At 53.2% G+C, this 26750-nt stretch carries 29 protein-coding genes; 7 read left to right on the top strand and 22 right to left on the bottom strand.

Features of this window, described 5'->3' with window-relative positions; all coding sequences use genetic code 11:
- The first annotated feature begins 130 nt into the window (after window positions 1-130).
- The 4 genes from mltG (at window position 131) to WGC32_RS00735 (ending at window position 4050) form a co-directional block, all read left to right on the top strand.
- The gene (mltG, locus tag WGC32_RS00750) at window positions 131-1630 is read left to right on the top strand and encodes an endolytic transglycosylase MltG (RefSeq protein ID WP_342680343.1); all 1500 of its coding nucleotides are present in this window, start codon (window positions 131-133) and stop codon (window positions 1628-1630) included.
- Between the two features lie 62 nt (window positions 1631-1692).
- Window positions 1693-2925 carry a peptidase U32 family protein gene (locus tag WGC32_RS00745; protein ID WP_342680342.1) on the top strand — a complete coding sequence of 411 codons (1233 nt, stop codon included), beginning with the start codon at window positions 1693-1695 and terminating at the stop codon, window positions 2923-2925.
- 218 nt (window positions 2926-3143) lie between these two features.
- Window positions 3144-3575 carry a MarR family transcriptional regulator gene (locus tag WGC32_RS00740; protein ID WP_191509816.1) on the top strand — a complete coding sequence of 144 codons (432 nt, stop codon included), beginning with the start codon at window positions 3144-3146 and terminating at the stop codon, window positions 3573-3575.
- Between the two features lie 28 nt (window positions 3576-3603).
- Window positions 3604-4050 carry an RNHCP domain-containing protein gene (locus WGC32_RS00735; protein WP_342680341.1) on the top strand — a complete coding sequence of 149 codons (447 nt, stop codon included), beginning with the start codon at window positions 3604-3606 and terminating at the stop codon, window positions 4048-4050.
- A 109-nt stretch (window positions 4051-4159) separates the two neighbouring features.
- Here WGC32_RS00735 and WGC32_RS00730 read toward each other — a convergent pair whose 3' ends face one another.
- The 5 genes from WGC32_RS00730 to WGC32_RS00710 all read right to left on the bottom strand — a co-directional run bounded on the left by WGC32_RS00730 (window position 4160) and on the right by WGC32_RS00710 (window position 7885).
- Complete coding sequence (locus WGC32_RS00730) at window positions 4160-4552, bottom strand: UbiA prenyltransferase family protein (RefSeq protein ID WP_191482160.1); 393 nt, start codon at window positions 4550-4552, stop codon at window positions 4160-4162.
- A 61-nt stretch (window positions 4553-4613) separates the two neighbouring features.
- Window positions 4614-6431, bottom strand: coding sequence for an ATP-dependent zinc metalloprotease FtsH (gene ftsH / locus WGC32_RS00725; RefSeq protein WP_342680340.1), 1818 nt, complete (start codon window positions 6429-6431; stop codon window positions 4614-4616).
- A 27-nt stretch (window positions 6432-6458) separates the two neighbouring features.
- Window positions 6459-6923, bottom strand: a complete 465-nt coding sequence (locus WGC32_RS00720) for a MarR family winged helix-turn-helix transcriptional regulator (protein WP_342680339.1) — start codon at window positions 6921-6923, stop codon at window positions 6459-6461.
- 288 nt (window positions 6924-7211) lie between these two features.
- Window positions 7212-7535 carry a hypothetical protein gene (locus tag WGC32_RS00715; RefSeq protein ID WP_342680338.1) on the bottom strand — a complete coding sequence of 108 codons (324 nt, stop codon included), beginning with the start codon at window positions 7533-7535 and terminating at the stop codon, window positions 7212-7214.
- The gene (locus WGC32_RS00710; protein ID WP_342680337.1) at window positions 7535-7885 is read right to left on the bottom strand and encodes a hypothetical protein; all 351 of its coding nucleotides are present in this window, start codon (window positions 7883-7885) and stop codon (window positions 7535-7537) included. Before WGC32_RS00710 ends, WGC32_RS00715 begins: the two co-directional genes overlap by 1 nt.
- Before the next feature lie 80 nt (window positions 7886-7965).
- Here WGC32_RS00710 and WGC32_RS00705 point away from each other — a divergent pair, with 80 nt between their 5' ends.
- On the top strand, window positions 7966-8172 hold the full coding sequence (locus tag WGC32_RS00705) for a helix-turn-helix domain-containing protein (protein WP_342680336.1): 207 nt from the start codon (window positions 7966-7968) through the stop codon (window positions 8170-8172).
- Between the two features lie 148 nt (window positions 8173-8320).
- On the opposite strand, the gene WGC32_RS00700 is transcribed toward WGC32_RS00705, so the two are convergent.
- On the bottom strand, window positions 8321-9268 hold the full coding sequence (locus WGC32_RS00700) for a 2-hydroxyacid dehydrogenase (protein WP_342680335.1): 948 nt from the start codon (window positions 9266-9268) through the stop codon (window positions 8321-8323).
- 182 nt (window positions 9269-9450) lie between these two features.
- Between WGC32_RS00700 and WGC32_RS00695 the strand changes: the two genes are divergently transcribed.
- Entirely contained in the window at window positions 9451-9651 is a 201-nt protein-coding gene (locus tag WGC32_RS00695) for a hypothetical protein (protein ID WP_342680334.1), read from the top strand.
- A gap of 10 nt (window positions 9652-9661) precedes the next feature.
- Here the strand turns inward: WGC32_RS00695 and WGC32_RS00690 are convergent, their stop codons facing one another.
- Complete coding sequence (locus WGC32_RS00690) at window positions 9662-10177, bottom strand: HD domain-containing protein (RefSeq protein ID WP_191509812.1); 516 nt, start codon at window positions 10175-10177, stop codon at window positions 9662-9664.
- Between the two features lie 245 nt (window positions 10178-10422).
- Here WGC32_RS00690 and WGC32_RS00685 point away from each other — a divergent pair, with 245 nt between their 5' ends.
- The gene (locus WGC32_RS00685; RefSeq protein ID WP_191482168.1) at window positions 10423-11754 is read left to right on the top strand and encodes a CNNM domain-containing protein; all 1332 of its coding nucleotides are present in this window, start codon (window positions 10423-10425) and stop codon (window positions 11752-11754) included.
- A gap of 51 nt (window positions 11755-11805) precedes the next feature.
- On the opposite strand, the gene WGC32_RS00680 is transcribed toward WGC32_RS00685, so the two are convergent.
- The 15 genes from WGC32_RS00680 to WGC32_RS00610 all read right to left on the bottom strand — a co-directional run bounded on the left by WGC32_RS00680 (window position 11806) and on the right by WGC32_RS00610 (window position 26750).
- Window positions 11806-12129, bottom strand: coding sequence for an AzlD domain-containing protein (locus WGC32_RS00680; protein WP_191509811.1), 324 nt, complete (start codon window positions 12127-12129; stop codon window positions 11806-11808).
- Window positions 12129-12842 (bottom strand): AzlC family ABC transporter permease, encoded by a 714-nt coding sequence (locus WGC32_RS00675; protein WP_342680333.1) that lies wholly within the window; start codon window positions 12840-12842, stop codon window positions 12129-12131. Before WGC32_RS00675 ends, WGC32_RS00680 begins: the two co-directional genes overlap by 1 nt.
- 13 nt (window positions 12843-12855) lie before the next feature.
- Window positions 12856-13980 carry an A/G-specific adenine glycosylase gene (gene mutY, locus WGC32_RS00670; RefSeq protein ID WP_342680332.1) on the bottom strand — a complete coding sequence of 375 codons (1125 nt, stop codon included), beginning with the start codon at window positions 13978-13980 and terminating at the stop codon, window positions 12856-12858.
- Window positions 13977-14549 carry an NUDIX hydrolase gene (locus WGC32_RS00665; RefSeq protein WP_224771579.1) on the bottom strand — a complete coding sequence of 191 codons (573 nt, stop codon included), beginning with the start codon at window positions 14547-14549 and terminating at the stop codon, window positions 13977-13979. The genes mutY and WGC32_RS00665 overlap by 4 nt, the downstream gene beginning before the upstream one ends.
- A gap of 172 nt (window positions 14550-14721) precedes the next feature.
- Window positions 14722-15957, bottom strand: a complete 1236-nt coding sequence (locus WGC32_RS00660; RefSeq protein ID WP_342680331.1) for a phenylacetate--CoA ligase family protein — start codon at window positions 15955-15957, stop codon at window positions 14722-14724.
- A 4-nt stretch (window positions 15958-15961) separates the two neighbouring features.
- The gene (locus WGC32_RS00655) at window positions 15962-16552 is read right to left on the bottom strand and encodes a 2-oxoacid:acceptor oxidoreductase family protein (protein ID WP_191482173.1); all 591 of its coding nucleotides are present in this window, start codon (window positions 16550-16552) and stop codon (window positions 15962-15964) included.
- Window positions 16549-18360, bottom strand: a complete 1812-nt coding sequence (gene iorA, locus WGC32_RS00650; protein WP_342680330.1) for an indolepyruvate ferredoxin oxidoreductase subunit alpha — start codon at window positions 18358-18360, stop codon at window positions 16549-16551. The genes WGC32_RS00655 and iorA overlap by 4 nt, the downstream gene beginning before the upstream one ends.
- 176 nt (window positions 18361-18536) lie before the next feature.
- Window positions 18537-19436, bottom strand: a complete 900-nt coding sequence (locus tag WGC32_RS00645; RefSeq protein ID WP_342680329.1) for a DMT family transporter — start codon at window positions 19434-19436, stop codon at window positions 18537-18539.
- A 145-nt stretch (window positions 19437-19581) separates the two neighbouring features.
- Complete coding sequence (locus WGC32_RS00640) at window positions 19582-20721, bottom strand: bifunctional chorismate mutase/prephenate dehydratase (protein ID WP_342680328.1); 1140 nt, start codon at window positions 20719-20721, stop codon at window positions 19582-19584.
- A gap of 3 nt (window positions 20722-20724) precedes the next feature.
- Window positions 20725-21837 (bottom strand): chorismate synthase, encoded by a 1113-nt coding sequence (gene aroC, locus WGC32_RS00635; RefSeq protein WP_342680327.1) that lies wholly within the window; start codon window positions 21835-21837, stop codon window positions 20725-20727.
- Complete coding sequence (gene aroA / locus WGC32_RS00630; RefSeq protein WP_342680326.1) at window positions 21821-23074, bottom strand: 3-phosphoshikimate 1-carboxyvinyltransferase; 1254 nt, start codon at window positions 23072-23074, stop codon at window positions 21821-21823. Before aroA ends, aroC begins: the two co-directional genes overlap by 17 nt.
- Before the next feature lie 2 nt (window positions 23075-23076).
- A complete protein-coding gene (gene aroB / locus WGC32_RS00625) occupies window positions 23077-24132 on the bottom strand; it encodes a 3-dehydroquinate synthase (protein ID WP_342680325.1) in 1056 nt (351 codons plus the stop codon).
- Window positions 24129-24956, bottom strand: coding sequence for a prephenate dehydrogenase (locus tag WGC32_RS00620; protein ID WP_342680324.1), 828 nt, complete (start codon window positions 24954-24956; stop codon window positions 24129-24131). Before WGC32_RS00620 ends, aroB begins: the two co-directional genes overlap by 4 nt.
- 2 nt (window positions 24957-24958) lie before the next feature.
- On the bottom strand, window positions 24959-25972 hold the full coding sequence (gene aroF / locus WGC32_RS00615) for a 3-deoxy-7-phosphoheptulonate synthase (RefSeq protein ID WP_191482181.1): 1014 nt from the start codon (window positions 25970-25972) through the stop codon (window positions 24959-24961).
- 346 nt (window positions 25973-26318) lie between these two features.
- Window positions 26319-26750 (bottom strand): hypothetical protein, encoded by a 432-nt coding sequence (locus tag WGC32_RS00610; RefSeq protein WP_342680323.1) that lies wholly within the window; start codon window positions 26748-26750, stop codon window positions 26319-26321.

Genomic DNA, 26750 nt, shown 5'->3' with positions numbered 1-26750 from the left:
AAGCTGGTTACAGCTTTTCTGAAAAATTTTTTCTTATTGCCAATGTTGCCAGATATGGGCTTGGCTGTGTACGGATGCCAAGCATCCGCACCGACAGATGCAGAGACCAAGGGTAAGGAGGTGGAGTAATTTGGACAATCGCGACGATTTTGAAGAACTGATGAAAAGGTTCAAGGCAGACAGCGATGACCAGAATCCACAGGACCAAGCAAAAGAAGACGGCTTTACCTTCCAAAGCGGAAGCAGTTTAGATAAGCCGGATGATCTGCCCCTGTTCCAGGAGGAATACAGCGGGCCCAAAAATCCAGAGCCGCCCAAGCATGAGTTTAAGCTGAATATCACCGACCGGGAGTATTATGAAATTCCTGATCCTGGCGCCGGCCCTGGGGTAAGCCATCGGACAAAAAGCGGTGGCAACCCTCCTCCCAGGACGCCTGAAAGAGGAAGCTCTCCGGCTCCTGGAAGAGGAAACCGGCCAACAGGAGGGAACGACGCCAAAAAATCCAAGCTGCGGCGCCGCTTTGAAAGACTGGGCCGGACAGCCAGGGTTTTGATTTACATTGGATTTGTCATGGGAATTTCCCTTTTTATGTCCTATTTCATCTTGCAGGGCGCCAATGATCTGTTTGGCTTTAACAAGCAGGATGTACAGGTGGAGATCACAGTGCCGGAGGGTTCCAGCGTCTCCGATGTGGCCCGGATCCTCAAGGAGAATGGGGTCATCAGTGAACCGACCATCTTCACCCTCTATTCTCAGTCGAGGAACGATGAAGGTGAGGAAACGGAGTTTGTCCCCGGCACCTATGTACTCAATCCCAAAATGTCCTATGATGAGATCATCATCACCCTTACCGCCGGATTGTCGGATGACGCCATTGTGGAAGTTACCTTCCCCGAAGGTCTCACAGCCCATGATATTGCCGATCTGCTGGAGGAAAATGGGGTCTGCTCGGCGGATGAATTTATCACCGCCCTCAACGAACACGATTATTCCCGATTTGAGTTTGTGGCCAATATTCCACCCAGCGAAAACCGCTACCTTAAGCTGGAAGGCTATATTTTCCCTGATACCTACGAATTCTATGTGGGAGAAAATGTAGACTCGGTGGTCAGCAAATTCCTACGGGCCTTTGATGCAAACTGGACCAGTGAGCTTTCCAACCGCGCTGAGGAGCTGGGGATGACCATGGATGAGGTGGTCACCTTGGCGTCCATTATCCAGCGGGAATCCAGTGAAGTGGAAGAGATGAACATGGTTTCCGGCGTCTTCCACAACCGCCTGAATAACCAGGATACCTATCCGCTCCTGCAATCCGACGTCACCATCAACTATGTTGAAACGGATATCAAGCCTTATCTCCAGGTGGCGGATCAGGAGATGTACGACAGCTATAACACCTATGTGTGCACCGGACTTCCGGTGGGACCAATCTGCAGCCCGGGTGTAGCAGCTATGAAGGCGGCTGTTTATCCGGAAAGCACAAATTACTTCTACTTCGTCACCGATTCCGAAGGCACCTATTACTATGCGGCGACCTTGGATGAGCATTTGAGAAATATAGCGACCGCCAGTCAGGTGGGCGACGGCAAGACCAACGGCATCGCCACCCAGGACGAAGAGAATGGCTAAAAGGCAGCCGCCGCTTGTAAGAAAAGCGGCGGCTGTTTGGAGTTGAGAAAAGGGGAAAGCATATGGCCATCCAAAAGAAAATACCGGAGGTGCTGGCGCCTGCGGGGGACTTTGAGCGGCTGGTGGCAGCGCTCACCTTTGGCGCTGACGCCGTTTATCTGGGAGGAAAAGAATTCGGTATGAGGGCAACGCCTCAAAACTTTGACCGGCAGCAGATGGAGCAGGCGGTAGAGCTTGCCCACAGCAAAGGTGTGCCGGTCTATGTGACCTGCAATACCCTTCCCTCCAATGATGAAATCCAGCGGCTGCCGGACTATCTGCATTTTTTAGCGGATATTGGAGTAGACGCCCTCATTGTGGCGGATATTGGGGTGCTTATGCTCTGCAAAAGAGAGATACCGGAGATGGAAATCCATATGTCCACCCAGACCGGTATCGTCAACTATCTCACCGCCAATGAGCTTTATCGGCTGGGAGTCAAACGGGTGGTTCTGGCCCGGGAGCTGAGTCTGGACGCCATCCGGGAAATCCGGGAAAAGACGCCGCCGGATCTAGAAATTGAGGCGTTTGTCCACGGCGCCATGTGCATGTCCTTTTCGGGAAGATGCCTGCTCTCCAGCTACATGACCCACCGGGATGCCAACCGGGGGGCCTGCGCCCAGCCCTGCCGCTGGGGCTACTATCTGATGGAGGAGAAGCGGCCAGGTGAATACTATAAGCTGGAGGAGGACGAGAAGGGGAGCTATATCCTCAACGCCAAGGACCTGTGTATGATTGAGCATATCGACAAACTGGTCCAAGCGGGAATCACCTCCTTAAAAATTGAAGGAAGAGCCAAATCTGCTTATTATGTATCGGTGGTGACCAATGCTTACCGCTGTGCGGTGGATCAGTATCTGCGGGATCCTGCCCATTTCCAGCTGGATAGCTGGCTTTTGGAAGAGGTCAAGAAGGTCAGCCACCGCCAGTATTCCACCGGCTTCTATTTCGGAAGGCCGGAACAGGGACAGTATTATGAGAATGGGGGCTATATCCGCTCCTTTGATGTCATTGGCGTTGTCCGCCGGTGGGAGGATGGCGTCCTCTATGGAGAGCAGCGCAACAAATTCGGTGAGGGAGACTGGATTGAGGTGCTGCCGCCGAGGAATCGGGCAGAGCGGCTGCAGGTCCGGGAGCTGAAAAATGGAGCCGGGGAGCCTATTGATTCCGCACCCCATGCGGCGATGGAATTTTCCTTTGCCTGTGAAAGACCTTTCCCTCCAGGGTCCATCTTAAGGAAGAAGGTTGCGGTCTAGCCAAAAAGATGGAGCTATGGAGAAAGCTTGATAAAATTACAGGAAAACAACTGCGAAGAAGCGCCCGAATTGCACCGGGCGCTTCTTTTTGTATCAAACAGAAGAAACACGGTAGTTTTAAAAGAATAGGAGAACCAGAAAGTTTGGGGCAATCTATTGACATATGTACGAAATCGGATATAATATATATGTACGAAATCATACAAGGAGATGAAAGGATGCATTATCTCAAGGCGGGACAGTATACCTATTTGGCGGGGGAAATCAATGCGCTCTACCACGAGGCAGCCGTAAAGATGAATATTTCGGATAGCGTACAGAATATTTTATATGTCATATGTGAAAAAGGGACCAACTGCTTACAGAGCGAAATCAGCAGATTAACCGGCATCAGCAGACAGACGATTAATTCCGCCATCAGGAAGCTGGAAAAAGAAGAAATTGTATACCTTGCGCAGGGCAAGGGAAGGAATACCGTGGTCTGTTTGACGGAGAAGGGAAAAACCTATGCGGCGGAAAAGATTCAGCCGCTCTTTGAAATTGAAAATAAAATTTGGAAAGAGTGGACAGAAGACGAACAACAGGAATACCTGCGGCTGACCCAAAAATATCGAGATGGATTAAAAAAATATCTTGCCACCATGTTGTAGCATGGGGCATCCAAGGAGCAATGACCCAATGAATCGAGAGAATAAGAGAAAATCATTTGAGAAGGGCTATTACAAGACCCATGCCTGTAACGATACTTTCACCTGCAAAGTATGCGGCCGGCCGGTGGTGGCAGCCGGAGCAGGCAGCGACCATCGCAACCACTGTCCCAACTGCCTGAGCAGCCTGCATCTGGATATTGAACCCGGCGACCGGGAGGCTGACTGCGGCGGCATTATGGATCCAGTGGGTGTATGGGTGAGAAAAAATGGGGAATGGGCAATTATACACCGCTGCCGGCGGTGCGGACATTTGAGCTCCAACCGGGTGGCGGCGGATGACAATCCGATGAAGCTGATGTCCATTGCCGTGAAGCCGCTATCCCAGCCGCCGTTCCCATTAGAGCGCATCGAAGAGCTGACTGCCCTCATGGGCGGCGATGGATGCTTATACCGTGTAAAAAATGATAGCCTTTAACCCAATCCAGGAGTTAACAGAGAAAGCGGTCCACGCCATAAAAGGCATGGACCGCTTTTTCATGTATTTTGCCCATGAGCTGTTATGCTGATGGGGCAAAGGTTCCGTATCAGGTTTTCTTGACAAAGGTTTTCCCGCATTTGGGACAACTGATTTCAATCTTTCCCTTTCCTCTCGGCACCCGCAGGGTCTGTTTACACTGAGGGCACTTGTAGTAGCGATGGGTTTTGCTATCCATGGCCCGGTTTTTCCGGACGGAGAACCAATGACCGATGGGACGCCAGAATTTAAGAAATGCCTCGTTTTCCCTGTAACGTCTTTCATGGTTGCGGGAAAGCATTCGATAAAAACAGAGGATCAGGGGGATATAGGCCAAAAAGTAGAGAACCGGCCACCGAAGCAGCTGCCCTAGGATGGAAAGAATGATAAACAAGATCATCAGGGCGAAGGAAAGGGCGTCGGAACCATGGCGGCCATAAAGAAAGTTGCGCAGCCAATTCATTGTGAGAAACCTCCTTTTCAATCGTCGGGAGAACAAAATGAGAAGTACCGTTTAGCAGTCTCTACTTTTTCAGGATCGTCATGAACTCTTCTCCGGTGATAGTTTCTTTTTCCAGAAGATAATGCGCCAGCTCATGAAGCTTGTCGATGTTATCCTTGAGGATTCCGATTGCCTTTTCGTGGGCGCTTTTAATGAGTGCTAGGACCTCTTCATCAATTTTGGCAGAGGTTTCGGGAGAGCATGCAAGGGAAGCGTCTCCGCCAAGATATTGGTTGTCGACGGTTTCCAGGGCCATCATGTCAAATTTCTTGCTCATGCCCAGGCGGGTCACCATGGAGCGGGCCAACTTGGTAGCCTGTTCAATATCGTTGGAGGCGCCGGAAGTAAAGGTGCCAAAGATCAGCTCCTCCGCAGCCCGGCCTCCGGTAAAGGTGGCGATTTTGTTGAAAGCCTCCTCCTTGGAGAGAAGGGCGCGCTCCGTGTCATCTACCTGCATGGTATAACCCAGAGCGCCAGAGGTGCGGGGCACAATGGTAATTTTATGAACAGGAGCAGAATCGGTTTGGAGGGCGGCAACCAAAGCGTGTCCGATTTCGTGGTAGGAGACGATCTCCTTCTCTCTTGGAGAGATGACAGCATTTTTGCGCTGGTAGCCGGCGATGACCACTTCGACGCTTTCCTCCAGGTCGCTTTGGCAGACAGCTTTGCGTCCGCATTTCACCGCCCGGAGTGCCGCCTCATTGACGATATTAGCAAGCTCCGCGCCGGAGGCGCCGGAAGTAGCGCGGGCAATGGCGTTGTAATCAATGTTTCCATCTGTTTTGACCTTGGCGGCATGAACCTTCAAAATAGCTTCACGCCCCTGAAGGTCGGGCAGTTCCACCGGGATGCGGCGGTCAAAACGGCCTGGGCGGAGCAGGGCCTTATCCAGCGTCTCGGGCCGGTTGGTGGCGGCGAGGATGACAACACCCTTTCTGCCGTCAAAGCCATCCATTTCGGTAAGCAGCTGGTTAAGGGTCTGTTCCCGCTCATCATTTCCGCCAATCCCCATAGCGCCGTCTCTTTTTTTACCGATGGTGTCGATTTCGTCGATAAAGACGATACAGGGAGCTTTTTCCTGGGCCTGTTTGAACAGGTCGCGGACCTTCGCGGCACCCATACCTACAAACATTTCCACGAATTCCGAGCCGGAAATGGAGAAAAAGGGAACCTTGGCTTCACCGGCCACAGCTTGGGCCAATAGGGTTTTACCGGTTCCCGGAGGGCCTACCAGCAATGCGCCTTTGGGAAGGCTTGCACCAATATCAGCATATTTCTGAGGATTGTGGAGAAAATCCACAATTTCAGTCAGTGCCTCTTTTGCCTCATCCTGACCGGCCACATCGGCAAAGGTTTTTCCGGTTTGCGCTGATACATAGATTTTGGCATTGCTCTTGCCAAAGGTCATGGCATTTTGTCCGCCTACCTTTTTTTGTAGGGAACGCATGAGCAAGATGCCGATACCGAAGAAGATCAGGGTGGGAAGGATCCAGCTCAAGAGGAAGGAGAGCAGGGGAGAGCTTTCCTGGGGAATAACCTTTCCAAATTCTACGCCGGCATCAAATAGGGTTTGGGTGAGATCGGGATCATCCATTCGGCCGGTGACATAATAGTTGTCCCTGCCATTTTCGTCCGGAACGATAAAGGCGATCTGTGTATCACTGACTTCCGCCTTGGTCACCTGATGATTTTGTACCTGGGTTAAGAATGTGCTGTAATCCACTTCGGTGATTTGGGTGGAAAACATGGGGAAGACAAGGGCATTCAGAAAGATAAGAACTACCAGGGCAATACAAGCATAGTAGATCAGTGGTTTTTTAGGGGTTTTCTGCTCCTGCATGCTGTTTCCTCCTTTGTAAGGGAATATTTACTGCTGCTCACTGTCTTTCAGGACGGCTGAGAGCCGTTCCATTAGTTGATTGAGGCTTTCCAATCCGGAAACTATGGCCTGCATCTCTTCCTTCGGCTCCTTTTCCATCACAGGGGAAAATTTGACGCGGAGAGAATCCTCAATGGCCTGGACAGTGGCATGACCCTTTGGGGTCAAATGGAGGCTGACCACCCGTTCATCCTGGGTATCACGGATGCGGGAAAGGAAGCCTTCCTTTTCCAGCCGCTTGCACATGGAAGAAGCGTTGGCGCTGGCAACACCCAAAGAGTGGGCCAATGTGCCGATGCTGCCCACGGCGCCGTCCCGGACAGTGAGTAGGGTGCGAAACTGCAGCATGGTAAGCCCGTGTTCTTCGCTGATCCGCAGGAAAGTATTGTTGACATTTTCATTGATGCTGCGCATCAGATCCCATACCTTGTCTTTGAAGACCAGTACATCCATAGTAAGCCTCCTATTCAGTTATTTGCTATATTATATATAACGTAAATATAATAGAGGAAGAACAGCCCCCAATCAAGAGAGATTTTATGAACATTTTGCATCCATACTATTTAGAAAAGAAAAGCAAAGGCAAAAGCAATCAAAGACAGCAGAGGACATTGCAAAATAGCGAAGATGAATGCTTGGATGATCAAAATAAGCCTCCAAACCAATTAAGTTTGGAGGCTCATTTGAGATTATGACATGAAAGCTAAAACCAACAAAAAGGGGGCCGACTTCTATTGCTTTTTAAAAAGCTTGTTTGATCTTCTCAATTAATTTTAACAGCTGCTTCTTGGGGATGGCCCCAACAACGCCATTTAAGTCCATTTCTCCGCCGCCCACGCTGCCGATGCCGACCTGTACCCAGGCGGAGAGCTGGATTTGCCCAGGACCATATTCTACCTTTACAAATTTCATGGCCGTCAGCATCCCGACCCCATTTTTCCACACATTTTCACCGGTTTTGATCACCTGGGGATGGTAACCATTACCTTGTAAGATAGATTCTACCTTTTTCTGCGCTTCTTCAAAGCTGCACTGATAGGGAATGGTGAAAGTAGATCTCGCCATTATGATTCCTCCTCGCTTTTTATCATAGAATAACCGCATCTGGGGCATATCTCTGTCCCAGATGTAATGTTTAATCCGCATTGGGGGCAGATCCCCGCCATCTGGTTGCCAGGCCCCATCCGTTCCAGCTGCCGGAGTTTATCCTGGTTATTCTTTCGGATGACAGCGAAAATGATCACCAGAATACCGGCAAGAAGCATGGCAATGGAAAGAAAGAACAGACATAGAATGGTCAATTCATGGCTTGTGAAAGGGCTTCTATAGCTGTAGCGGATATCGTTGGCGATATAATTCCAGAACCCAAACGTGCCTCCCAAGCCAAAAGCAGACAGAAGAATTCCCCAAATCATTGAACTACCTCCTTTATATATACCGAAACGGGATAATAAAATAATACCATTTTGGGATAATGATGTCAAGGAGTATGCGTATGTTTAGACTAAAAGAACTTCGAAAGAGCAGACAAATTTCCCAGCTAAAACTTGGAATGGATTTAAACATGGCTCAGAACACAATTAGCCGCTATGAAAATGAGGAGAGAGAAGCAGATTACAAAACCCTCATTTTATTCGCCGATTACTTCGACGTTTCCATTGACTACCTGCTGGGACGGACAGAAAATCCTAACCGAAACTGATCGGCCGCTGTAGCTTTCTCCTTAAAAGGGAATCAGGAGCGGTCAGGAAAAAAGCTATCCATGCAGAAATATTGATGCGTGGATAGCTTTTTTTATTCTGGAGGCGCGCTGTTAGCATCTTTCAAGGGGAAGTAAATACGAATTCGCTTTAAAGAACAATATTTTGCTGTTTTCCGGCGGCCCATCGGAGGATATTGTCAAAGACAATCTGTGCCCGCGCCACCATGGATTCCTGGGATGCAAAGGCCACATGGGGAGTGACGATGGTATTTTTGCTGTGTAGCAGAGGATGGGATGGATCGAGAGGAGGCTCGTCCTCAAAGACGTCGATGCCGGCTCCGGCGATAGCACCATTGTTCAGAGCATCGGCCAAAGCGGCAGAATCTACCACAGGACCCCTGGCCGCATTAATGAGAAGCGCCGAGGGCTTCATCATGGCGATCTTCTCTTTGTTGATCAGATGACGGGAGCTGTCGTTGAGGGGGCAGTGGAGGGAAACAATATCCGATTGGGATAGGAGCTCCTCCAAAGAAACATACTCCACCAAGCCCTGGGCAGCTTCCTTGGGACGGGGGGCATAGGCAATGATCCGGCAACCAAAGGCCTTGCAGAGCTGAGCGGTGCGAAGGCCGATAGCGCCGGTTCCAACGATTCCTACGGTCTTTCCGGCTAGTTCTCGGCCGACTAAGCCATCTTTTGTCTTGCCCTGCCGGCAGCGGGCATCTACCTGAGGAACGTTCCGCAGCAGGGAAAGCATCATGCAGAGGGTAAGTTCTGCCACCGCCTGGGTGGAATAACCCGCAGCATTGCTGACGGCAACCCCCATTTCCTTGGCTGCGGCTAAATCCACATGGTCAACACCGGTGAAAGCCACATCGATGAACCGAAGGTGTTTGCAGGCCCGGATGACCTCGCCGGTTAAAGGCATGTTGGCGATCATGATCACATCGGCATCTTTTGCGCGCTGTATCTGCACCTGAGGATCTGTATCTTTGGGGTATGCGGCGAAGGTATGTCCGGCCTCCAGCAGAGGCTTGGCATATGAATGCAGTATCTCTTCAGAAATCCCCAAAGGCTCTAATAAAACAATATGCATCAAGTCAGCATCCTTTCCTCGTTTCCTATCCCCAGTGTAACATATTGCCAATTCTCCTGCAATATTAAGATCGGAGGCTGACGCTTGGTTTATGCCGGTGCTGCTGCGCGGAGAAAAGCGGGGAAATGTGCCGTCGTAATGGGCGCTGGTTTGTGGTATACTAAACAAAGAGGTGAGCGCGTGTGGAGAGAAAATGCTGGGAGTGCCAATACTTTTATGCTGATGACCGGGGGAGTGCCTACCGCCGGCCTCCCTGCTTCTTCTGCCGAAGGAAGGGCGGCTTTTACAGCCGCAACTATAAGATTGGGGAGAAGACCCGCATTGGAAGGGAGGATCCGGCCTGTCCGGATTTTCAGTTCCGAAAGGATCCGCAGGAAAGATAAAATAAAATCCTCACGGATTTTCAGCTTTAGGAGGGAAGAGGTCGTCCAGCAAACGTTTTCCGGTTTTGGTCCGGAAATATTTACTGCGGATATGATCAATCTGCTCCGGGGTCATTTTCTCCTCATCGCAGTTGACGAGGAAGTCGGCTTCGATTAAAATCTGATAGTCCATGCCATCAATGGCAGAATAGGTATGATGATGCCCGATAAGATAACAGACCCGCTGGATCAGTTCCTCAGAGACCGCGTATTTTTTTAGCAATTTTTCGGCAATAGGAGGCCCTTCCAGCTCCTGATAATGACCGGCGCTAGAGCCGTACTTCTCCTTGGAGATAGGAATGCCTATGTCGTGAAGAACCGCCGCCGTTTCCAGAATCAGCCGGGTTTCTTTGTCCAACCCTTCCAGAATGCCAATGGTCCGGGCATAGGAGAATACCTTGAGGAAATGGTTGATGTGTTTGGGAGAACCCTTGTCATAGTCAGCCATTTCCTGGATAATGTTGCTGATAAAAATAGAACGCTTCATAAAATACCCCCTAAGTTCACGTTTTTTTACCATTATATCCTTTCTGGATGAGAGGCGCAAGCACCATAAAGGCGCGCTGCCGGGTGAGGTTTTTCTGGAAGGCAAAAATCAAAAGTAGCGGGCGACAATAGAGCGCTTTGGCCCAAAGCGGCCCAAAGCGGCTGTTTTTTGCCCTTAGGGGCATTTGACGAATGGGGGAAAAACAGATATAGTATATTCAATTTATGTGAAAAAGGAGATGTCTTATGGAACCCGACGGAAGTTTGTGGCTCTACATTGTATTACTGATTATACTCATTGGCACCAACGCTTTTTTTGCTATGGCGGAAATCGCCATTATTTCCCTCAATGACAATAAACTGAAGCATCAGGCGGGAGAGGGGAACAAAAAGGCAGAGATCCTGCTGCGGCTGACAGGGGAGCCTTCCCGATTTTTGGCTACCATCCAGGTAGGCGTTACCCTTTCCGGCTTCCTGGCATCGGCTGTGGCGGCAGACACCTTTGCGGAATACATTGTCTATGCTTTCCGCAACGTGCCGGTATCCCCGGCGCTGGTGCAGTTGGTCTCTATTATTGTAATTACGATTATTCTTTCGTATATCACCCTAATCTTCGGCGAACTTGTGCCCAAACGGCTGGCAATGGCCAGCAGTGAGAAGATTTCCTTCGCCATCGCACGGCCTTTGGCGGTGATCTATAAGGTGGAAAAGCCCTTTGTAGCGCTTCTATCTGCCTCCACCAACGGGGTGCTGCGTTTGTTTGGGATCGATCCCAATGAAAAGCCGGAAGAGGCCACCGAGGAAGAGATCCGGATGATGGTGGATGTGGGCAAGGAAAACGGCAACATCGAAGAGAGCGAGAAAGAGATGATCGATAATATCTTCGAGTTCGATGACCGGACGGCAGGGGATATTATGACCCACCGCACCGAAATGACGGCGGTAGAGGTGGAAACCTCTATAGAAAAGTTGGTGGAGGAAGCCACCAGCTCCGGTCATTCCCGTATCCCGGTGTTTGAAGAGGATATGGATGACATCGTTGGCGTGGTCTATGTCAAGGATTTGCTCCACTACCTTAGCTGCAGTGAGGCGTTCTCTTTAAAAGATGTGATGAGAAAGCCTATGTTTGTACCGGAGACTATCTCCTGTGCGGAACTGTTTACCCAGCTCAAAGCGGAAAAGATGCAGTTTGCCATTGTGGTGGATGAATACGGCGGCACCTCTGGCGTAGTCACCATGGAGGACGTGGTGGAATCTGTCATGGGCAGTATCCAGGACGAATACGACGAGGAAGAGGAGGATATCTCCAAGCTCTCAGACAATGTTTTTACCATTGACGGGACCACTGATATTGAAGAGGTGGAACGGCTCTTTGAGATCAAGATTGATGACGAAGATGACTACGACACCATCGGTGGCTATATTACCGGTCAGTTGGGCCGTATTCCGGAGGAGAACGAGCATCCCTCCGTCACTGTAGGCGGGGTAGAATTCACGGTGCTAAGCATGTCAGAGCGCCGGGTAGATAAGATCCGTGCTGAGAGAAAAACACCTAAACCAGAATCGACAATGGCATAAAGAAAAAATAAAAGCCGGCAAGCAGCCGGCTTTTTTCTTTTTTTGGAAGATTTAGGCGATCCACAGCCTCATGGCAAGCTCCACCAAAAACACGGTGCCACAGGCGGACATGGCCACGGTGAGCAGCCCCTTTTCCCGGATGGCCAGCACGATGGCCACGGCAAATCCGGCTAAGGCAGACCAAAGGGAACCGGTGGAAGAAAGGATAGCCGGAAAGGTCATGGCGCCTAAAACGGCGTAGGGAACATAAAATAAAAAGGACTTGATAAATTTGCTCTCGATTTTTTTGCGGAAGATGGCCAGAGGCAGCATGCGGATAAGATAGGTGACCCCTGCCATCACCAGGACATAGAGTAAAAAGCGGGGAATATCCATTACTCAGCCTCCTCTACCGGGAAAAATTTTGCGCCGAAGGCGGCGGCTAGGATGGTACAGATAATGATAACAAATCCGCTGGAAATATTTTTGAGCAGGGGAAGCCAAGCAAACAGGCAGCTGAGAACGACCGAGATCGCAAGGACAATCCGCACAGATTTGAGATGTTTTGCCGGCGGCACAATGATGGCGATAAACATGCCGTAGATAGCGATCCCCAGCGCTGTCCGGATGGAAGTGGGAAGGATGGTGCTGGCGGCGGCGCCAATGAGGGTGCCCAAGGTCCAGCCAAGGTAGGGGGCGGTGATCAGCCCCGCCATATACCGCTTGCCCACCGTCCCCTTTTGTCCGGAGGAGACGGCAAAGATTTCGTCGGTATTGCCAAAGGCGATGAGACAGCGCTCAAAGGTGGTAACCGTCTTGTCCAGCTTCTGGGAGAGGGAGAGGGACATGAGGGCATACCGCAGATTGATGATGAACTGGGTCAGCGCCATCTCTACTATTGGTGCGCCGGAGACAATGAGCGAGAGCCCGGCAAACTGGCCTGCTGAGGTCAGGTTGGTCATGGAGATGAGGACAGCGGCCCAGACCGGCAGCCCCATGGAGACGGCCATCATGCCAAAGGTAAAGGAGACGGACAGATATCCCAGTCCAATGGGGATTCCGTCCCGGAATCCCTTGGCATAACTATTGATGAGAGTTGGATGCTCCAACAAAATCTTCCTTTCATGGGTTTGATGGGGCCGTGGATGACGGCCTGATAAGTCCCGGCAGCAACCGGGCAAAAGAGGCAAAAGCTCCGGGAAGAGCATATTGCTCGGCTAGTTCCTCTAGGGAGACCCACACCCAGCCTTCTGGCAGGACGTCGGCCTGACAGTGGACGGCCAATCCCTCCATTTCCCAAACGCGGTGGGTGAAGATATGGCGGGCGGAGGGAAGGGGTTTCATTTCTCCAGCTTGGATACCGGATGTTGCTAACATGTCCTTCATTTCATTGACGTCATGATGCCCTTCCCAGTGGGGAAGCTCCCACATTCCCGCCAGTAGACCGGAGGCAGGCCGGCGGCGCAGGGCTACTTTTCCATCATAAATCAAGACGCAGACCGTTTTTTCCTCCGTTTTTGGCGGTTTTTTAGCGGCTTTTACCGGGAGTTCCTCCGTCCTCCCCTGTAAAAAGCCTTCACATACCCCCTGCAGCGGGCAGAGAAGGCATCGGGGTGGGGTGTTGGGGAGGCAGATCATAGCGCCTAGCTCCATAAGGGCCTGGTTAAAATCCCCTACCCGCTCCCGGGGCAGGATGGCGGAGATGGCCTGGGCCATGGCTTTTTTGACGTTTTCCTTGGAAATATCTTCCCGGCTGCACAGGACGCGGGAGGCCACCCGCAGCACATTGCCGTCTACAGCGGGCACCGGAATGCCAAAGGCGATGGAGGCGATGGCTCCCGCTGTATAATCCCCGATGCCGGGCAGGGCGCGCAGCGCGTCAAAATCGGCGGGCAGGGCCCCTCCATAGCGCTCCACCACCTGGATGGCGGCCTTTTTCAGGTTGCGGACCCGATTATAGTAGCCCAAACCCTCCCAGAGCTTGAGAAGTTGATCCTCCGGAGCCTGCGCCAGGCTTTGGATGGTGGGAAGAGCGGTCAAAAACCGGTCGAAATAGGGCTTGACCGCCTCCACCCGGGTCTGCTGGAGCATGATTTCAGAAACCCAGACATGGTAGGGCTGTGGATCGGAGCGCCAGGGCAGGACCCGGGCGCTTTGATCGTACCAGGCGAGCAGTGGAGAGGGGATCAGGGAAAGTCCCTTCTGCCAAGCCGGCAGAAGGTTGCGAAGAGAGGATGTATCTTTCATTGACATGATTCCTTTTTGAGCTTTTTTGCCCGGGAGATGAGTTTCTCATAAATGGGGATCATACATGCTTCCCCTGACGCATGGGCCACCTCCTTGAGAGGAAACCAGGCTACACCGCTGTTTTCCTCCGGACAGACGATGGGAGTCTCTTCTTCCGCCACCAGCAAAAAGGAAGGGCATAGATGAAGATGGGCGCTGACATACTCTCCCTTTTTGATATGTCCGAAGACAGGCAGTACATCCAAAGAGGCAATCTGCGGAGAGAGAAGCCGTGCCCTTAGGCCGGTTTCCTCCCAGGCCTCCTGCAGGGCCACTTCTGCGAAGTCGGAATTTCCGTCTGCGTGTCCTCCAGTCCAACTCCAAGTGTGATAGATGTTGTGGTGGACAAGAAGGACCTTGTCCAAAGGGGGGTTAAAAACCAGTCCGGAGGGGGTGAAATGGGCGTGAAGGCACTGGCGGAGAAGCAAGAAGTCAGGATCAGGTTCGGCGAGCTGAAGCATGAGACGCTGATCCCCCGCTTCCTGCTCACAGGAGGGGACAAAATCCCGAATCAGTTGCAGATAAGACAATGATAAAACTTCCTTTCTCAGATGTGAGAAAACTCACAGGCACGATCTTCATTATATCTCAAATCGGTGCCCGACGCCATGTTTTTTTGAAAAAGGACAAAAAACTCTCCATAACGCAAAAGACGGATATTCCCTCGGGAATATCCGTCTTGTTAGAAGATACAAAACAGACTCAGTAACGGTTGTCGAAGATGCGGGTGGATTTTTTTTCGCTGCGGGGAAGGTCTCCGATTTCCACCGGTTTGCAGGCGATGGAAATGCCGATCTTCTCTTTAAAACGGAACTTGATGGTGCGCTCCAGAGCGGCTTTGTCCACCTCGGGATTTGCCTCCACAAAGAGGGTCAGGATATCCCGGCCGCCCAGGTGGTCGATCATGACCTGATATTCGCTGGAAGCGCCTTCGATGGTGCTTAAAAGCTCGTCAATCTGGCTGGGGAAGATGTTGACCCCCTTGACCTTAATCATGTCGTCGGTACGGCCGATGAGGGTGTCGATGCGGGGATAGGGCAGGCCGCACTGACATTCCCCAGGCAAAAAGCGGGTGAGGTCATGGGTCCGGTACCGAATGAGAGGAGCCCCCTCTTTGCGCAGGGTGGTGATGACAAGCTCTCCAATGGCTCCATCGGGAAGAATTTCCCCTGTCTTGGGGTCCACAATCTCGCAGTAGATATAGTCGTCCCAGTAATGCATGCCGCATTCGTAGTCGCAGCTCATGCCGATGCCGGGGCCATAGACCTCGGTCAAGCCGTAGATATCATAGAGCTTGACGCCCAATTCGGCGGCAATGCGCTTTCTCATCTTTTCGCCCCACCGCTCGGAACCGATGATGCCCTTGGTCAGGTGAATCTGATCGGTGATCCCCCGTTTGGCGATTTCCTCCGCCAGAAGCAGGGCATAGGAGGAGGTGGCGCAAAGTACAGTAGCTTTCAAATCCTGCATCATCCGCAGCTGTTTGTCGGTGTTGCCCGGCCCCATGGGGATGACCATAGACCCCAAAAGCTCAGCTCCGGCCTGAAAGCCGATGCCTGCCGTCCACAGTCCATAGCCCGGGGTGATCTGGATCCGGTCTAAGGGGGTGACCCCCGCCGTCTCATAGCAGCGCTTGAACATCATGGCCCAGTCCTCTACATCCTTGCGGGTGTAGGGGATGATGACCGGCGTCCCGGTGGTGCCGGAGGAGGAATGGATACGGACAATCTCACTGTCAGGCACCGCCTGCAATCCCAGTGGATAGGCTTCCCGCAGATCGCCTTTCCAGGAAAAGGGAAGCTTTTCAAAGTCCTCCTGGGACTGGATGGCGTCGATATCAATCCCCTCAAATTTCTTTTGATAGAACCCGCCGGGGATAGCGGTCAGTTTTTTTAGCTGCTTTTTAATCAGTTCGAACTGGAACTCTTTCATTTTCATGGCGTTATTCTCCTACTCTGGCCTGGGCTCCGGCGCGGAGGGCCTGTAAATTCATGGGAATCAGCTTTTCAGGAAGGCGCTTTTTCAGAGCCCCTTCTATTTCTTCTGGAGTAAGGCCCAGCTTGCCGGTGGCGGCAGCAGCGCCCAACAGGGCAGTGTTGAGAACCTTAGCGCTGCCGCATTCCCGGCAGATGGCTTCGGTATCCACCACGACTACATTCCCTACCTTTTGACGGAGAAAGTCCAGCATATCCTGGGCGCGGTAATCGGTGCCGCCCAAAGCGGCGGTGACAGGCTTTACCTCCTTGGCGCTGACCACCACGGCTCCGCCCTCTTTCAGATAGGGCAGGCAGCGGACTGCTTCCGCAGGTTCAAACCCCAGGATCAGGTCCGCTCCCTTTATGGGGATCATGGGAGAGTGGATTTCCTCCCCGATGCGGACATGGCTGACCACGCAGCCGCCCCGCTGGGCCATGCCGATGGTCTCGGCGGTGCGGGCGGAGAGACCCTTTTCCATGGCGGCCTGGGCGATGAGTTTGGAGGCGAGGATGGTTCCCTGACCTCCTACGCCGGAGAGCATGATGCTGACATTCATTTGCGGTCACCTCCTGTCAGGGTGATGGCGCCGCAGGGACATACCTGGGCACAGATGGAACAGCCATAGCACAAGGATGGCTCAATGGCCGCCTTCTTTTCCTGCCAGACGAGAGCGGGACATCCCAGTTCCCGGATGCATTTTTTGCAGCCGATGCACTTGGCCGGGTCCACAGTGTAGCCAGGGGAGGGCTTTGTGACGGCGATGCAGGGGGAGCGGAAGATGACGGCGGAAACGCCTTTGACCTTGACGGCGTTTTGTACCGCCTCCACTGCGGCGGCAAGATCCAGAGGATCGACGGTGACCACCGATTTGACCCCGATGGCCTTTAGCACTGCGGGGATGCTGACAGCAGCGGAAACTTCGCCCATCATGGTGCGTCCGGTGCCGGGATGAGGCTGATGACCGGTCATAGCAGTGGTGGAATTGTCTAGCACAATGAGGACGATATCGGTCTGATTATAAACAGCGTTGACCACCCCGGTGATGCCGGAGGCAAAGAAGGTGGAGTCGCCGATAAAAGCGAAATTGACAGTGTCCGGTTCTACCCGGTGGATGCCCTGGGCGATGGTAACGCCGGCGCCCATGCAAAGGCAGGTGTCCACCATATCCAGGGGCATGGCGTTGCCCAGGGTATAGCAGCCGATATCCCCGGAAAACACGGCCTTTTTGCCCTTCATGGCCTGCTTCACTGCATAGAAAGAAGCGCGGTGAGGACATCCGGCGCAGAGGACCGGAGGCCGGACAGGCAATGGGGGGAGTTCTTCTGGCGCAGGAGCGGACAGGGTCACCCCGAAAAAGGCGGAGATGGAAGCTTTCACCGATTCTACAGTGTTTTCACCGGCGGATTTGACGTCACCGGTGAGCTTACCCTTAATCTGTACATCCAGATGGTGTTTGCCGCAAAGGTAGACAAGCTCCCGCTCGATGACCGGATCCAGCTCCTCTAGGACCAGCACCTGATCCAGCCCCTCCAGAAACCGCAGAGCCATAGATTCGGGGAAGGGATGGGGGGTTCCTACCTTCAGAAGCCGTACGTCGACATCACCCAGAGTCTCCTTTACATACTCATAGCTGATACCGCCGGCGGCGATGCCGTACCGGCTGTGGGAAGAGGCCTTTTGCGCCTCCTCCATCCGGTTAAAGGGGCTATGGGAGAGTTCTTCTCCCATCTGGGGCAGGGTGACTTCAATCTCTCCATGGCGCTGGAAGGAAAGCCGGGGGAAGATAACCCACTTGGGGTCTTTGACAAAGCCCTCCGGCTTTTTCCGAGGAAGCGGCTCCTGTATCTCGATGGAGGCACAGCCATGGCAAACCCGGGTGGTGGGGCGCAGGAATACCGGCGTGTGGTATTTCTCCGAGAGCTCGAAGGCGTCCCGCACCATGGCGTAGGCCTCCTCCGGAGAGCTGGGGTCAAAGACCGGCAGCTTGGAAAACCGGGCAAAGTGACGGGTGTCCTGCTCGGTTTGGGAGGAGATGGGGCCAGGGTCGTCGGCCACAACAATAACCATGCCGCCTTTGACGCCGATATAGGCTAAGCTCATCAGCGGGTCGGAGGCGACATTGAGCCCCACCTGCTTCATGGTGACCATGGTTCGAGCACCTGCATAAGCGGCGCCGGCGGCGGCTTCCATGGCGGCTTTTTCATTGACGGACCATTCTACGTAAATGTCGCCGGGATTGTGTTTGGCGACGGTTTCTAATATTTCAGTTGAGGGCGTTCCGGGATAACCGGACACAAAGCTGACCCCTGCGCCGATGGCGGCAAGGCCGATCGCTTCGTTGCCCATCAGGAATTGCTTTTCCAAATTGGTATCCTCCCCATCCAAAGTGATCTATGTGCTATTATACACGCAATTGCGGGCCCTTTCAACAAAAAAGCCCCCGGAGAGAGGACTTTTGGAAAAAGATGGGCGCCGGTACAGGGCTTTCTTCCATGAAAAAGAAGGCATCCGCCCTGGCAGAGCGGATGCGATATTACAAACTAAGACTCTTTTTGAGCGGCCCGGGCATTGGAAATGCTGTAAAGGGAGATAACCAACATGACCAGGATGGCGCCGTAGAGGGCGTATTTGCCGGGCATTTCCCCCACAATGAGAAAAACCCAAATAGGGGTGAGGATGGGCTCGATCATGGTGGCAATGGAGGCGTTGAGAGCGCTGCAATGCTGAATGGCCAGCCCATAGAGGATATAAGGAATCCCCAGATGGACGCTGCCCATCATGATGACGGCGACAGTGCCCAGGGCGGTAAAGTGGGGCGGATAAATAAAGAAAAAGGGAATGCCGATGATGGTGGAGAAGAGGCAGCCCCAGAAGACGATGTGCAGGGGATTTACCTTGGCGCGGTTGTTGTAGATAAAGGAGATGGCAAAGAGGATGCCGCCGCAGATGCCAAGGATATTGCCCAAAAGGCTGCCGGCTTCCACCTTGTCAATGAAAAACAGGGCCACGCCCAGGATGGAAAAGATAACCACCAGGATATCCTTGCCCCGGGCCTTCTGTTTAAAGAAGATCACCGAGATGAGCAGGACATAAACAGGGCTCATGTACTGGAGGATGATGGCGTTGGCAGCGGTGGTCAGGCTCAGGGCGCAGACCGTTACCGTCATGACCGAGGCCAGAATCACTCCGCCGATGATGGCTTCCTTCTGGACGGAAATTTTGATTTTTTTGATGGCAAAATAGACTAAAATCGAAAGAACCGCGAAAATACCCCGGGCGGAATTGATGACGATGGGATGAAAATCCACCAGTTTAATCCAGGTGCCGGCAAAGCTCCACATAGCGGCGCAGATTACCAGCATGAGGGTAGCCTGACCCTGGCCCATGGTTTTTTGTTGCGGTAGTTGTGTGATGGTTGCTGACATGATACACTCCCCCATTTTATAAAACTCCTGTTTCAGTATAACAGAAATCTTTCCTTTCTCCTATCCATCAAAAGCGCTAAAAATATAGGGGAATTTTTTGCCAGCCACCTTTTCGCTAAAAAAACAGGCCCGGAACTATCAGAGATCCAGGCCTGTGAAACTATAGGCTCTCATGAAAATTGCCCAGGAAAGAGAAGTATTCCAGCTGGCTTTCCAGCTGCCCCAGCAGGGAGATCACCTTTTCATCCAGGATGGAACCTTCGAAATCAAAGTAGAACATAAACTCGAAATCCCTTCCGGGAATGGGGCGGGACTCCAGCTTGGTCAGATTGAGCCCTAAAACCGCAAAGCGGGTGATGATGTGGTATAGGGAACCGGCCTGATGGGGTAAAACCAGGCTGAGGCTGATCTTATCGGCGTCCCCGGTGCGGACAAAATCCCGGGTGATGATGATAAAGCGGGTGAAGTTAAAGTCGTTGTCCTGGACGCTTTCTTTCAGAATATGCAGCCCGTAAAGCTGGGCCGTCTCTTTGGAGGAGATGGCGGCCAAGGTATCGTCAGAGGAATGGGCCACAAACTCCGCCGCCGCCGCGGTGTTGGAGAATACTTCCGGGGACATGTTGGGATATTGGGAGAAAAGGCCGAGACACTGGTTGATCCCCTGTTCATGGGAATAGACCTTGGTGACCTTTTGAAGGGGGATAGGCCCCTTGGCCACCAGGCAATGGTCAATGCGAAGCTTTAGCGCCGCGGCAATGTAAAAGTTGTGTTTTTTCATCAGGTCATAGACGGCGCTGACACTGCCGGCGGAGGAATTTTCGATGGGCAGGACACCGTATTCGATCTCGCCGGATTCCACCGCGTCAAAGACATCCCCAAAGTGGGGATAAAAACGCAGGTCCGGCTGGGCAAACATCCGGCGCGCGGCAATAGAAGAATAGGCCCCCATGACCCCCTGGCATCCCACCTTGGCTTTCTGGGGAAGGACAAATTCCTCTTTGGCCCCCTCCCGCAGGGAGACCAGCTTGGAGTCGGCAGGAAGGTTCTGGGAATACTGGCTGGACTTGCTCAGATCCATCAGGGTGGTGAAAAGGACACGGCTTGCTCCTGCCAGCTTCGGGCCGGCAAGCTGGGCTACCCGGTCCAGCACCTGCTCCTCCCGTCCGCTGGCCAGCACCGGCACATGGTGCTCCCGCTTGTAGGCGGCTACCCCGTCTACAAGCTCCATCCGCTTTTGAAAGAGGGAGACGATCTGGCTGTCCACCTCGTCAATTTGGGTGCGAAGTTCTGTCAAATCCATGGTTTATCTGCCGCCTTTCTCTGTCAAATCCAGGGTAGGCGCCATATAGGCGTCCAATAACGCAATGGCCAACGCTGCTTCCACGCAGGGGACTGCCCTGGGGACAATGCAGGGATCGTGGCGGCCGGTGATGGAAAGGGTGGTGTTTTCCTCTTTGATGAAATCCACCGTCTGCTGCTCAGCGCCGATGGAGGCGGTGGGCTTCACCGCCACCCGGAAAATCAGAGGCATGCCGGAGGAAATGCCGCCCAGGATGCCGCCGTGGTTGTTGGTCCTTGTTTTAATCTGCCCATTCTCATCGATATAGAAAGGATCGTTGTGCTCTTTTCCCGTCATGCCGGCGCAGTCAAAGCCGCTTCCAAATTCAATGCCTTTGATGGCGGGGATGCCGAATGCGATCCGGGAGATAACGTTTTCCAGCCCGTCAAACATAGGGGAGCCAAGCCCTGCTTTGACGCCTACGGCGCAGCACTCAATGGTGCCGCCCACCGAATCCAGATCCAGACGGGCTTTTTCTACCGCTTCCAGCATTTTGAGCTTGACAGGGTTCACAGTGACGGGGAAATCAGCGGCGGTGACAGCCTGCAGATCTTCTGGAGTAATGCCCACCGGGTCAAAGGCGTTGTCCCAGACTCCGCCTAAAGAGAGAATGTGGGCGCCGATGGTGACCCCAAGCTGCTCCAGGGCCTGAAGGGCCACAGCGCCTGCGAAGCACAGGGGGGCTGTCAGCCGGCCGGAAAAGTGTCCGCCGCCCCGGTAGTCATTCTGGCCGTGATAGCGCAGATAACCGGTGTAGTCGGCGTGTCCCGGCCGGGCCTTGGACTGCATCTGTTTGTAATCCTGGGAGCGGGTATCGGTGTTGGAGATCACCGCGCACAGGGGGGTGCCGGTGGTGTGCCCCTCAAAGAGGCCGGACACCACCTGGGGGATGTCCGCCTCCCGCCGGGCGGTGGAGTAGGTCTCTTTTTTAGGCGCCCGCCGGGCCATGAAGGCACCGACTTTATCCATATCGATGGGGATGCCGGCGGGGAGGTTATCGATGACCACGCCAATCTGTGCGCTGTGGGACTCCCCAAAGATAGAAATTTTCAGGTTTTGATCAATCATGGATGACATGGCAGTTCCCTCCTAGTTTTGCAAATTCCTCAAAAAATGTGCCAAAAGATTTTTGGGTTGCCTGGGCTCCCCGGATTACCACGGGATTTTTACAGCGCAGGGCCGCAATGGCCATAGCCATGACGATGCGGTGGTCATTGTAGCCGTCTACAGCGCCGCCTTCCAGAGAGTTTCTGCCGGTGATGACCAGGCGGTCGGCATGTTCTTTGACCCTGCCACCCAGTTTTCCCAGGCAATCGGCTACAGCGGCCAGGCGGTCGCTTTCCTTGAGCCGGAGCCGGCCGGCGTTATAGATGGTGGTCGTCCCCTGGCAGAAAGCCGCGGTGACCGCCAGAATGGGAACCAGATCCGGGATTTGGGAAGCATCGATGTCGATGGCGTGAAGCTGCCCAGCGGCTACACGCACATGATTGTCCCCCTCCTCTACCATAGCGCCCATCTGGGCCAATAGAGGAAAGATTTCCCTATCCCCCTGGAGGGAGCCGTGATCCAGCCCAAAGGTGGTTACATCACCGGTCAAGGCCCCGCCGCAGGCAAAGAAGGCGGCGCCGGAATAGTCCCCTTCCACGACACAGCTTTTGGGGGAAAAGCGCTGGTTCCCCGGAACCTGATAGCCGTCATCCTGCTCCTCCACCAGAACGCCAAAGTCAGCCAGCGCTTTCACGGTCAAATCCACATAGGGTTTGGATTCTAATGGGGTGGTCAGGATAATTTCGCTGTCCCCCGAAAGCAGGGGCAGGGCGAAGAGCAGCCCGGAGATATACTGGGAGCTGATGTTGCCGGGCAGATGAAATTTCCCCGGGGACAGCCTGCCGCTGAGGGAAAGGGGGAGGCTGTCGGAAGAACAGCGGACTCCATGACGGGAGAGAGCACGGGTCAAAACATCGATGGGCCGGCTGGGAAGCCTGCCCCGGCCGGTAAAGGTACAGGAAAGGCCAAGAGCGGAGGCCACGGGAAGGAGAAAGCGCAGGGTGGAGCCGGACTCATTACAGTCGATGACAGGCTCCTTGGCGGGAGAAAAACCGGTAAAAGTAACTGTGTTTTCCCCCTTTTTTAGGGAAAACCCCATGGCAGACAGGGCATCCACCGTGGCGGTGATGTCCGCCGACCAGCTGAGGTTGGAGACAGTACCGCCGCCGGAAAGGGCGCCGCAGATGAGGCTACGGTGTCCCATGCTTTTGGAGGGCACTGCGGTGGTACTCCCATGCAGGGAGGAGGAGCTGATACATACATCCATAGCTATCCTTCCACCCCCATAAACTTTGCAAGTCCTGCCAGGGACATTTTTTCTACGCTGGCCTTGCCAATCCGATCCAGGACTATGAGGTTGAGGGTATCTCCGTCCATCTTTTTGTCACTGCCGCACATGCCGCAGAGGGTTTTGGTGTCCAGGGGAACGCTGACGGGAAGGCCATAGCTTTCCAGGGTAGCGCGGACAGCGGCCGCATCTTCCGGCTTGATGAGACCCTGAGCGGCGCAGGCATCACAGATGAGGGCCATGCCCACCGCCACGGCGTGGCCGTGGGTAATGCCGGTGTAGTGGTAGGATTTTTCAATGGCATGGCCTAGGGTGTGGCCAAAGTTGAGAATCATCCTGAGTCCGGTGTCATATTCATCCTGCTCCACCACCTCTTTTTTGATCTCGATACAGCGGTAGACCACGTCGAAGAGGTGTTCCTCCAAAAGGTGCTGGCGGAAGAGATCAAAAAGATGCTCATCATAAATCAGCCCGTATTTGACAGCTTCCGCCGTGCCGTCGGCGAAGGTTTCTTGGGGCAGGGTGGAGAGGGTGTTAATATCACAGAGGACCAGGCTGGGCTGCCAGAAAGCGCCTACCAGGTTTTTCCCTCCGGGGATGTCCACACCGGTTTTGCCGCCTACAGAAGAGTCAATCTGGGCTAAAAAGGTGGTGGGGATTTGGATAAACTTGATCCCCCTGAGATAACAGGCGGCGGCAAAACCGGCCAAATCCCCCACCACGCCGCCGCCTAGGGCAACTAAAAGGTCGGAGCGGGTAAAATGCTTTTCTGTGAGAAAATCAAAGATCTGGGAGACGGTGGATAGGGTTTTGGAGGGCTCTCCATTTGGAAAAATGAACTGAGAAACTTCAAAACCCGCCTCCTCCAGAGATTTTGCCACCGCCCCGCCGTAGAGGGGAAAGACAATATCATCGGAGATGACGCATACCCGTTTGGGTTGGCAGACCGACCGGAGGTAGGAACCGGTATCCGGGAGAAGGTTTCTCCCGATGAGGATGTCATAATTCCGGGAAGCGTTTATATGAATCTTTCTCATTGGTCACATTCCTCCTTGATGATTCTTCCCTCTTTGAGCAGGCCGCGCAGGGACGATTTGTCCCCCTGCGCCAATGCTTCCCGGTATTTTTTCAGGTTTTCCATGAGGGTGTCCACCTCAAAGAGGAGGCTGTCACGGTTGAGGAGGAACAGATCGCTCCACATTTCCTCGTTGAGCTTGGCCACCCGGGAAAGGTCCTTGTAGCTGCCGGCGGAAAAGCCGTTATGTCTAGAGCAGCTGGGGCTTTTGACATAGGCGTTGGAGATGATATGGGGCAGCTGGGAGGTAAAAGCAATGATCCGGTCGTGGTCCTCTGGGGTGGTGACCACGAAATCAGTAAAACCGATGGAACGGACCAGGCTTTCTAAGCTCTCCACAGCCGAGCGGGGAGCGTCCAAGGGGGTGACAATGTAACTTGCCCCCACAAAAAGGCTTTCCACCGAACCCTTGTAGCCGCAAATTTCCCGCCCTGCCATGGGATGGGAGGGAAGGTAGATGAAGGGGAGGGGAATATCCTTAAGACTGTTTACTACATAGCTTTTGACGCCGCAGATATCGGCGACAATACTCCCCTTCTGAAAGCACTGTAGGTTTCCTTTGATAAACTCCACTGTTTGTACGGGAAACAGGCAGATAAAGGACACAGCGCATTCCTTGAGAAACTCCGGCGTTTCATAAACCTCGTCCACCGCCCCGTCCCGCTTCGCGCTGGCCCGGACTTCAGGGTCCAAATCCAGGCCCAGCACCGTGTGATCGGTGTAGCGTTTCAGCGCCTTGGCCAGGGATGCGCCCATCAGGCCCAGGCCTACGATTCCTATTTTCATGCTTACCCCATCTTTCTGCCGGTGTAGGCGACCAGGTTGCGCAGAGGCACCATCATTTCATCAAACTGATCGGGAGTCAGGCTCTGGGGCCCGTCGGAAAGGGCTTTGGCGGGATTGTTGTGCACCTCAATGATAAGGCCGTCGGCGCCGCAGACCACCGCCGCTTTGGAGAGGGGTTCTACCAGCCAGGTGATGCCGGTGGCGTGGCTGGGGTCCACCACTACGGGAAGGTGGGATTTCTGTTTCAGGATGGGAACGGCAGAGATATCCAGGGTGTTTCTGGTGAAGGTCTCAAAGGTGCGGATACCCCGTTCGCAGAGAATCACGTTGGGGTTGCCGCCTGCCATAATATATTCGGCGCTCATGAGCAGCTCTTCCAGGGTGTTAGCCAGTCCACGCTTGAGGAGGATCGGCTTTTTGGACTTGCCCAGCTCCTTGAGCAGCTCAAAGTTCTGCATGTTCCGGGCGCCTACCTGAATCACATCCACATCGTTAAAGAGATCCAGATGGGCGATACTCATGATCTCGGTGACAATGGGCATGCCGGTCTCTTTTTTGGCTTCCAGCAGGTACTCAATGCCTTCAGCCCGCAGCCCCTGGAAGGCATAGGGGGAGGTGCGGGGCTTGAAAGCTCCGCCCCGGAGCATAGTAGCTCCTGCCGCTTTGACCCGGCGGGCTACCTCCAGGATCTGCGCCTCGCTTTCCACCGAGCAGGGGCCGGAGATAACATGGAATTCATCCCCGCCCAGCTTGCGCCCGTTGATATCGATGACCGTATTGTCCGGATGGAATTTCCGGTTGGCGTTTTTATAGGGTTCCTGCACCCGGGTGACGTTTTCCACAATATCCACCGCGCGGATGGAATCAATGTCGATTTTGGAAGTATCGCCAACCAGCCCTAGAATGGTGGTGTGGGAGCCTTTGATGATGCTGGCTTTCACCCCCATCAGTTCCAGCCAGCCCAAAAGCTGGTCAACCTTTTTTTCTTCCGCGTGTTCTTTGAGAATGACTACCATAATTTTTACCCCCGTCTCAGTTTGATTTGCAGCGTTTGAGGAGAAAGAAAAAAACCGGTGCTTTTGTCACCAAAAGCACCGGTATGTTTTCATCCGTTTCGTATCCAGGATTTTATCCCATCTACACAGCAATTGGCAACATCTTTTTTTCCAAAGCAAAAAAACCTGCGCTAAAATAAAAGCCCAAGTTCATAAAGAAGAAAAAGAATTTCTTTGTCATTGCTTTGATAGAAGCAGCCATTTGCGTACCTCGAACATTCTGAAAGTTTCTTTGTGTATGATATTAAACGCTTCTCTGCCGTTTGTCAAGAAAATCGGTGGATTTTTATCAAAGCTCCTTGGATTTTTAGCGGTTTTCGCTCAAAGTTTTCCCATATTTTCTGGTTTTACCATGTAAAAAGTGGAGAAAAGACGAAACGCGGGAGGGGCTTGCCAGGGAATAATATTGCGTTTGATTGTCATATTGGATCAAAAGAAGCCCCCTCTCCACCATATTTTGCAGCAGGATCTGGGCAAAGGTTCCGGCATCCTGCACCGAAAGCCGGTTTTTGCTGTAAAACAAGGAGACGGAAAGCCCCTGCAGCCGCCTTTCCAACTGGGAACGGGTTTGTTTTCCCCCGCGGGCGATGTCCTTCATGGCAACCCGCTGCCCCTTGTGCCAGAGGCTATTGATGAGCTCTCCTTCCTGCCGCTGGCTTTTTATGAGTCCCCAGGTATAAAGGACAGCGGTGACACCGGCAAAGAGAAGGATATAAAAGGAAATCCGCCCGATTTCCAT

The sequence above is a fragment of the Zongyangia acetica genome, assembly GCF_038739695.1.
In the GTDB taxonomy this organism is placed as follows: domain Bacteria; phylum Bacillota; class Clostridia; order Oscillospirales; family Ruminococcaceae; genus Zongyangia; species Zongyangia gallinarum.
The sequence above is the reverse complement of the archived record's forward strand: the minus strand, read 5'-3'. Positions and strand labels throughout refer to the sequence as shown.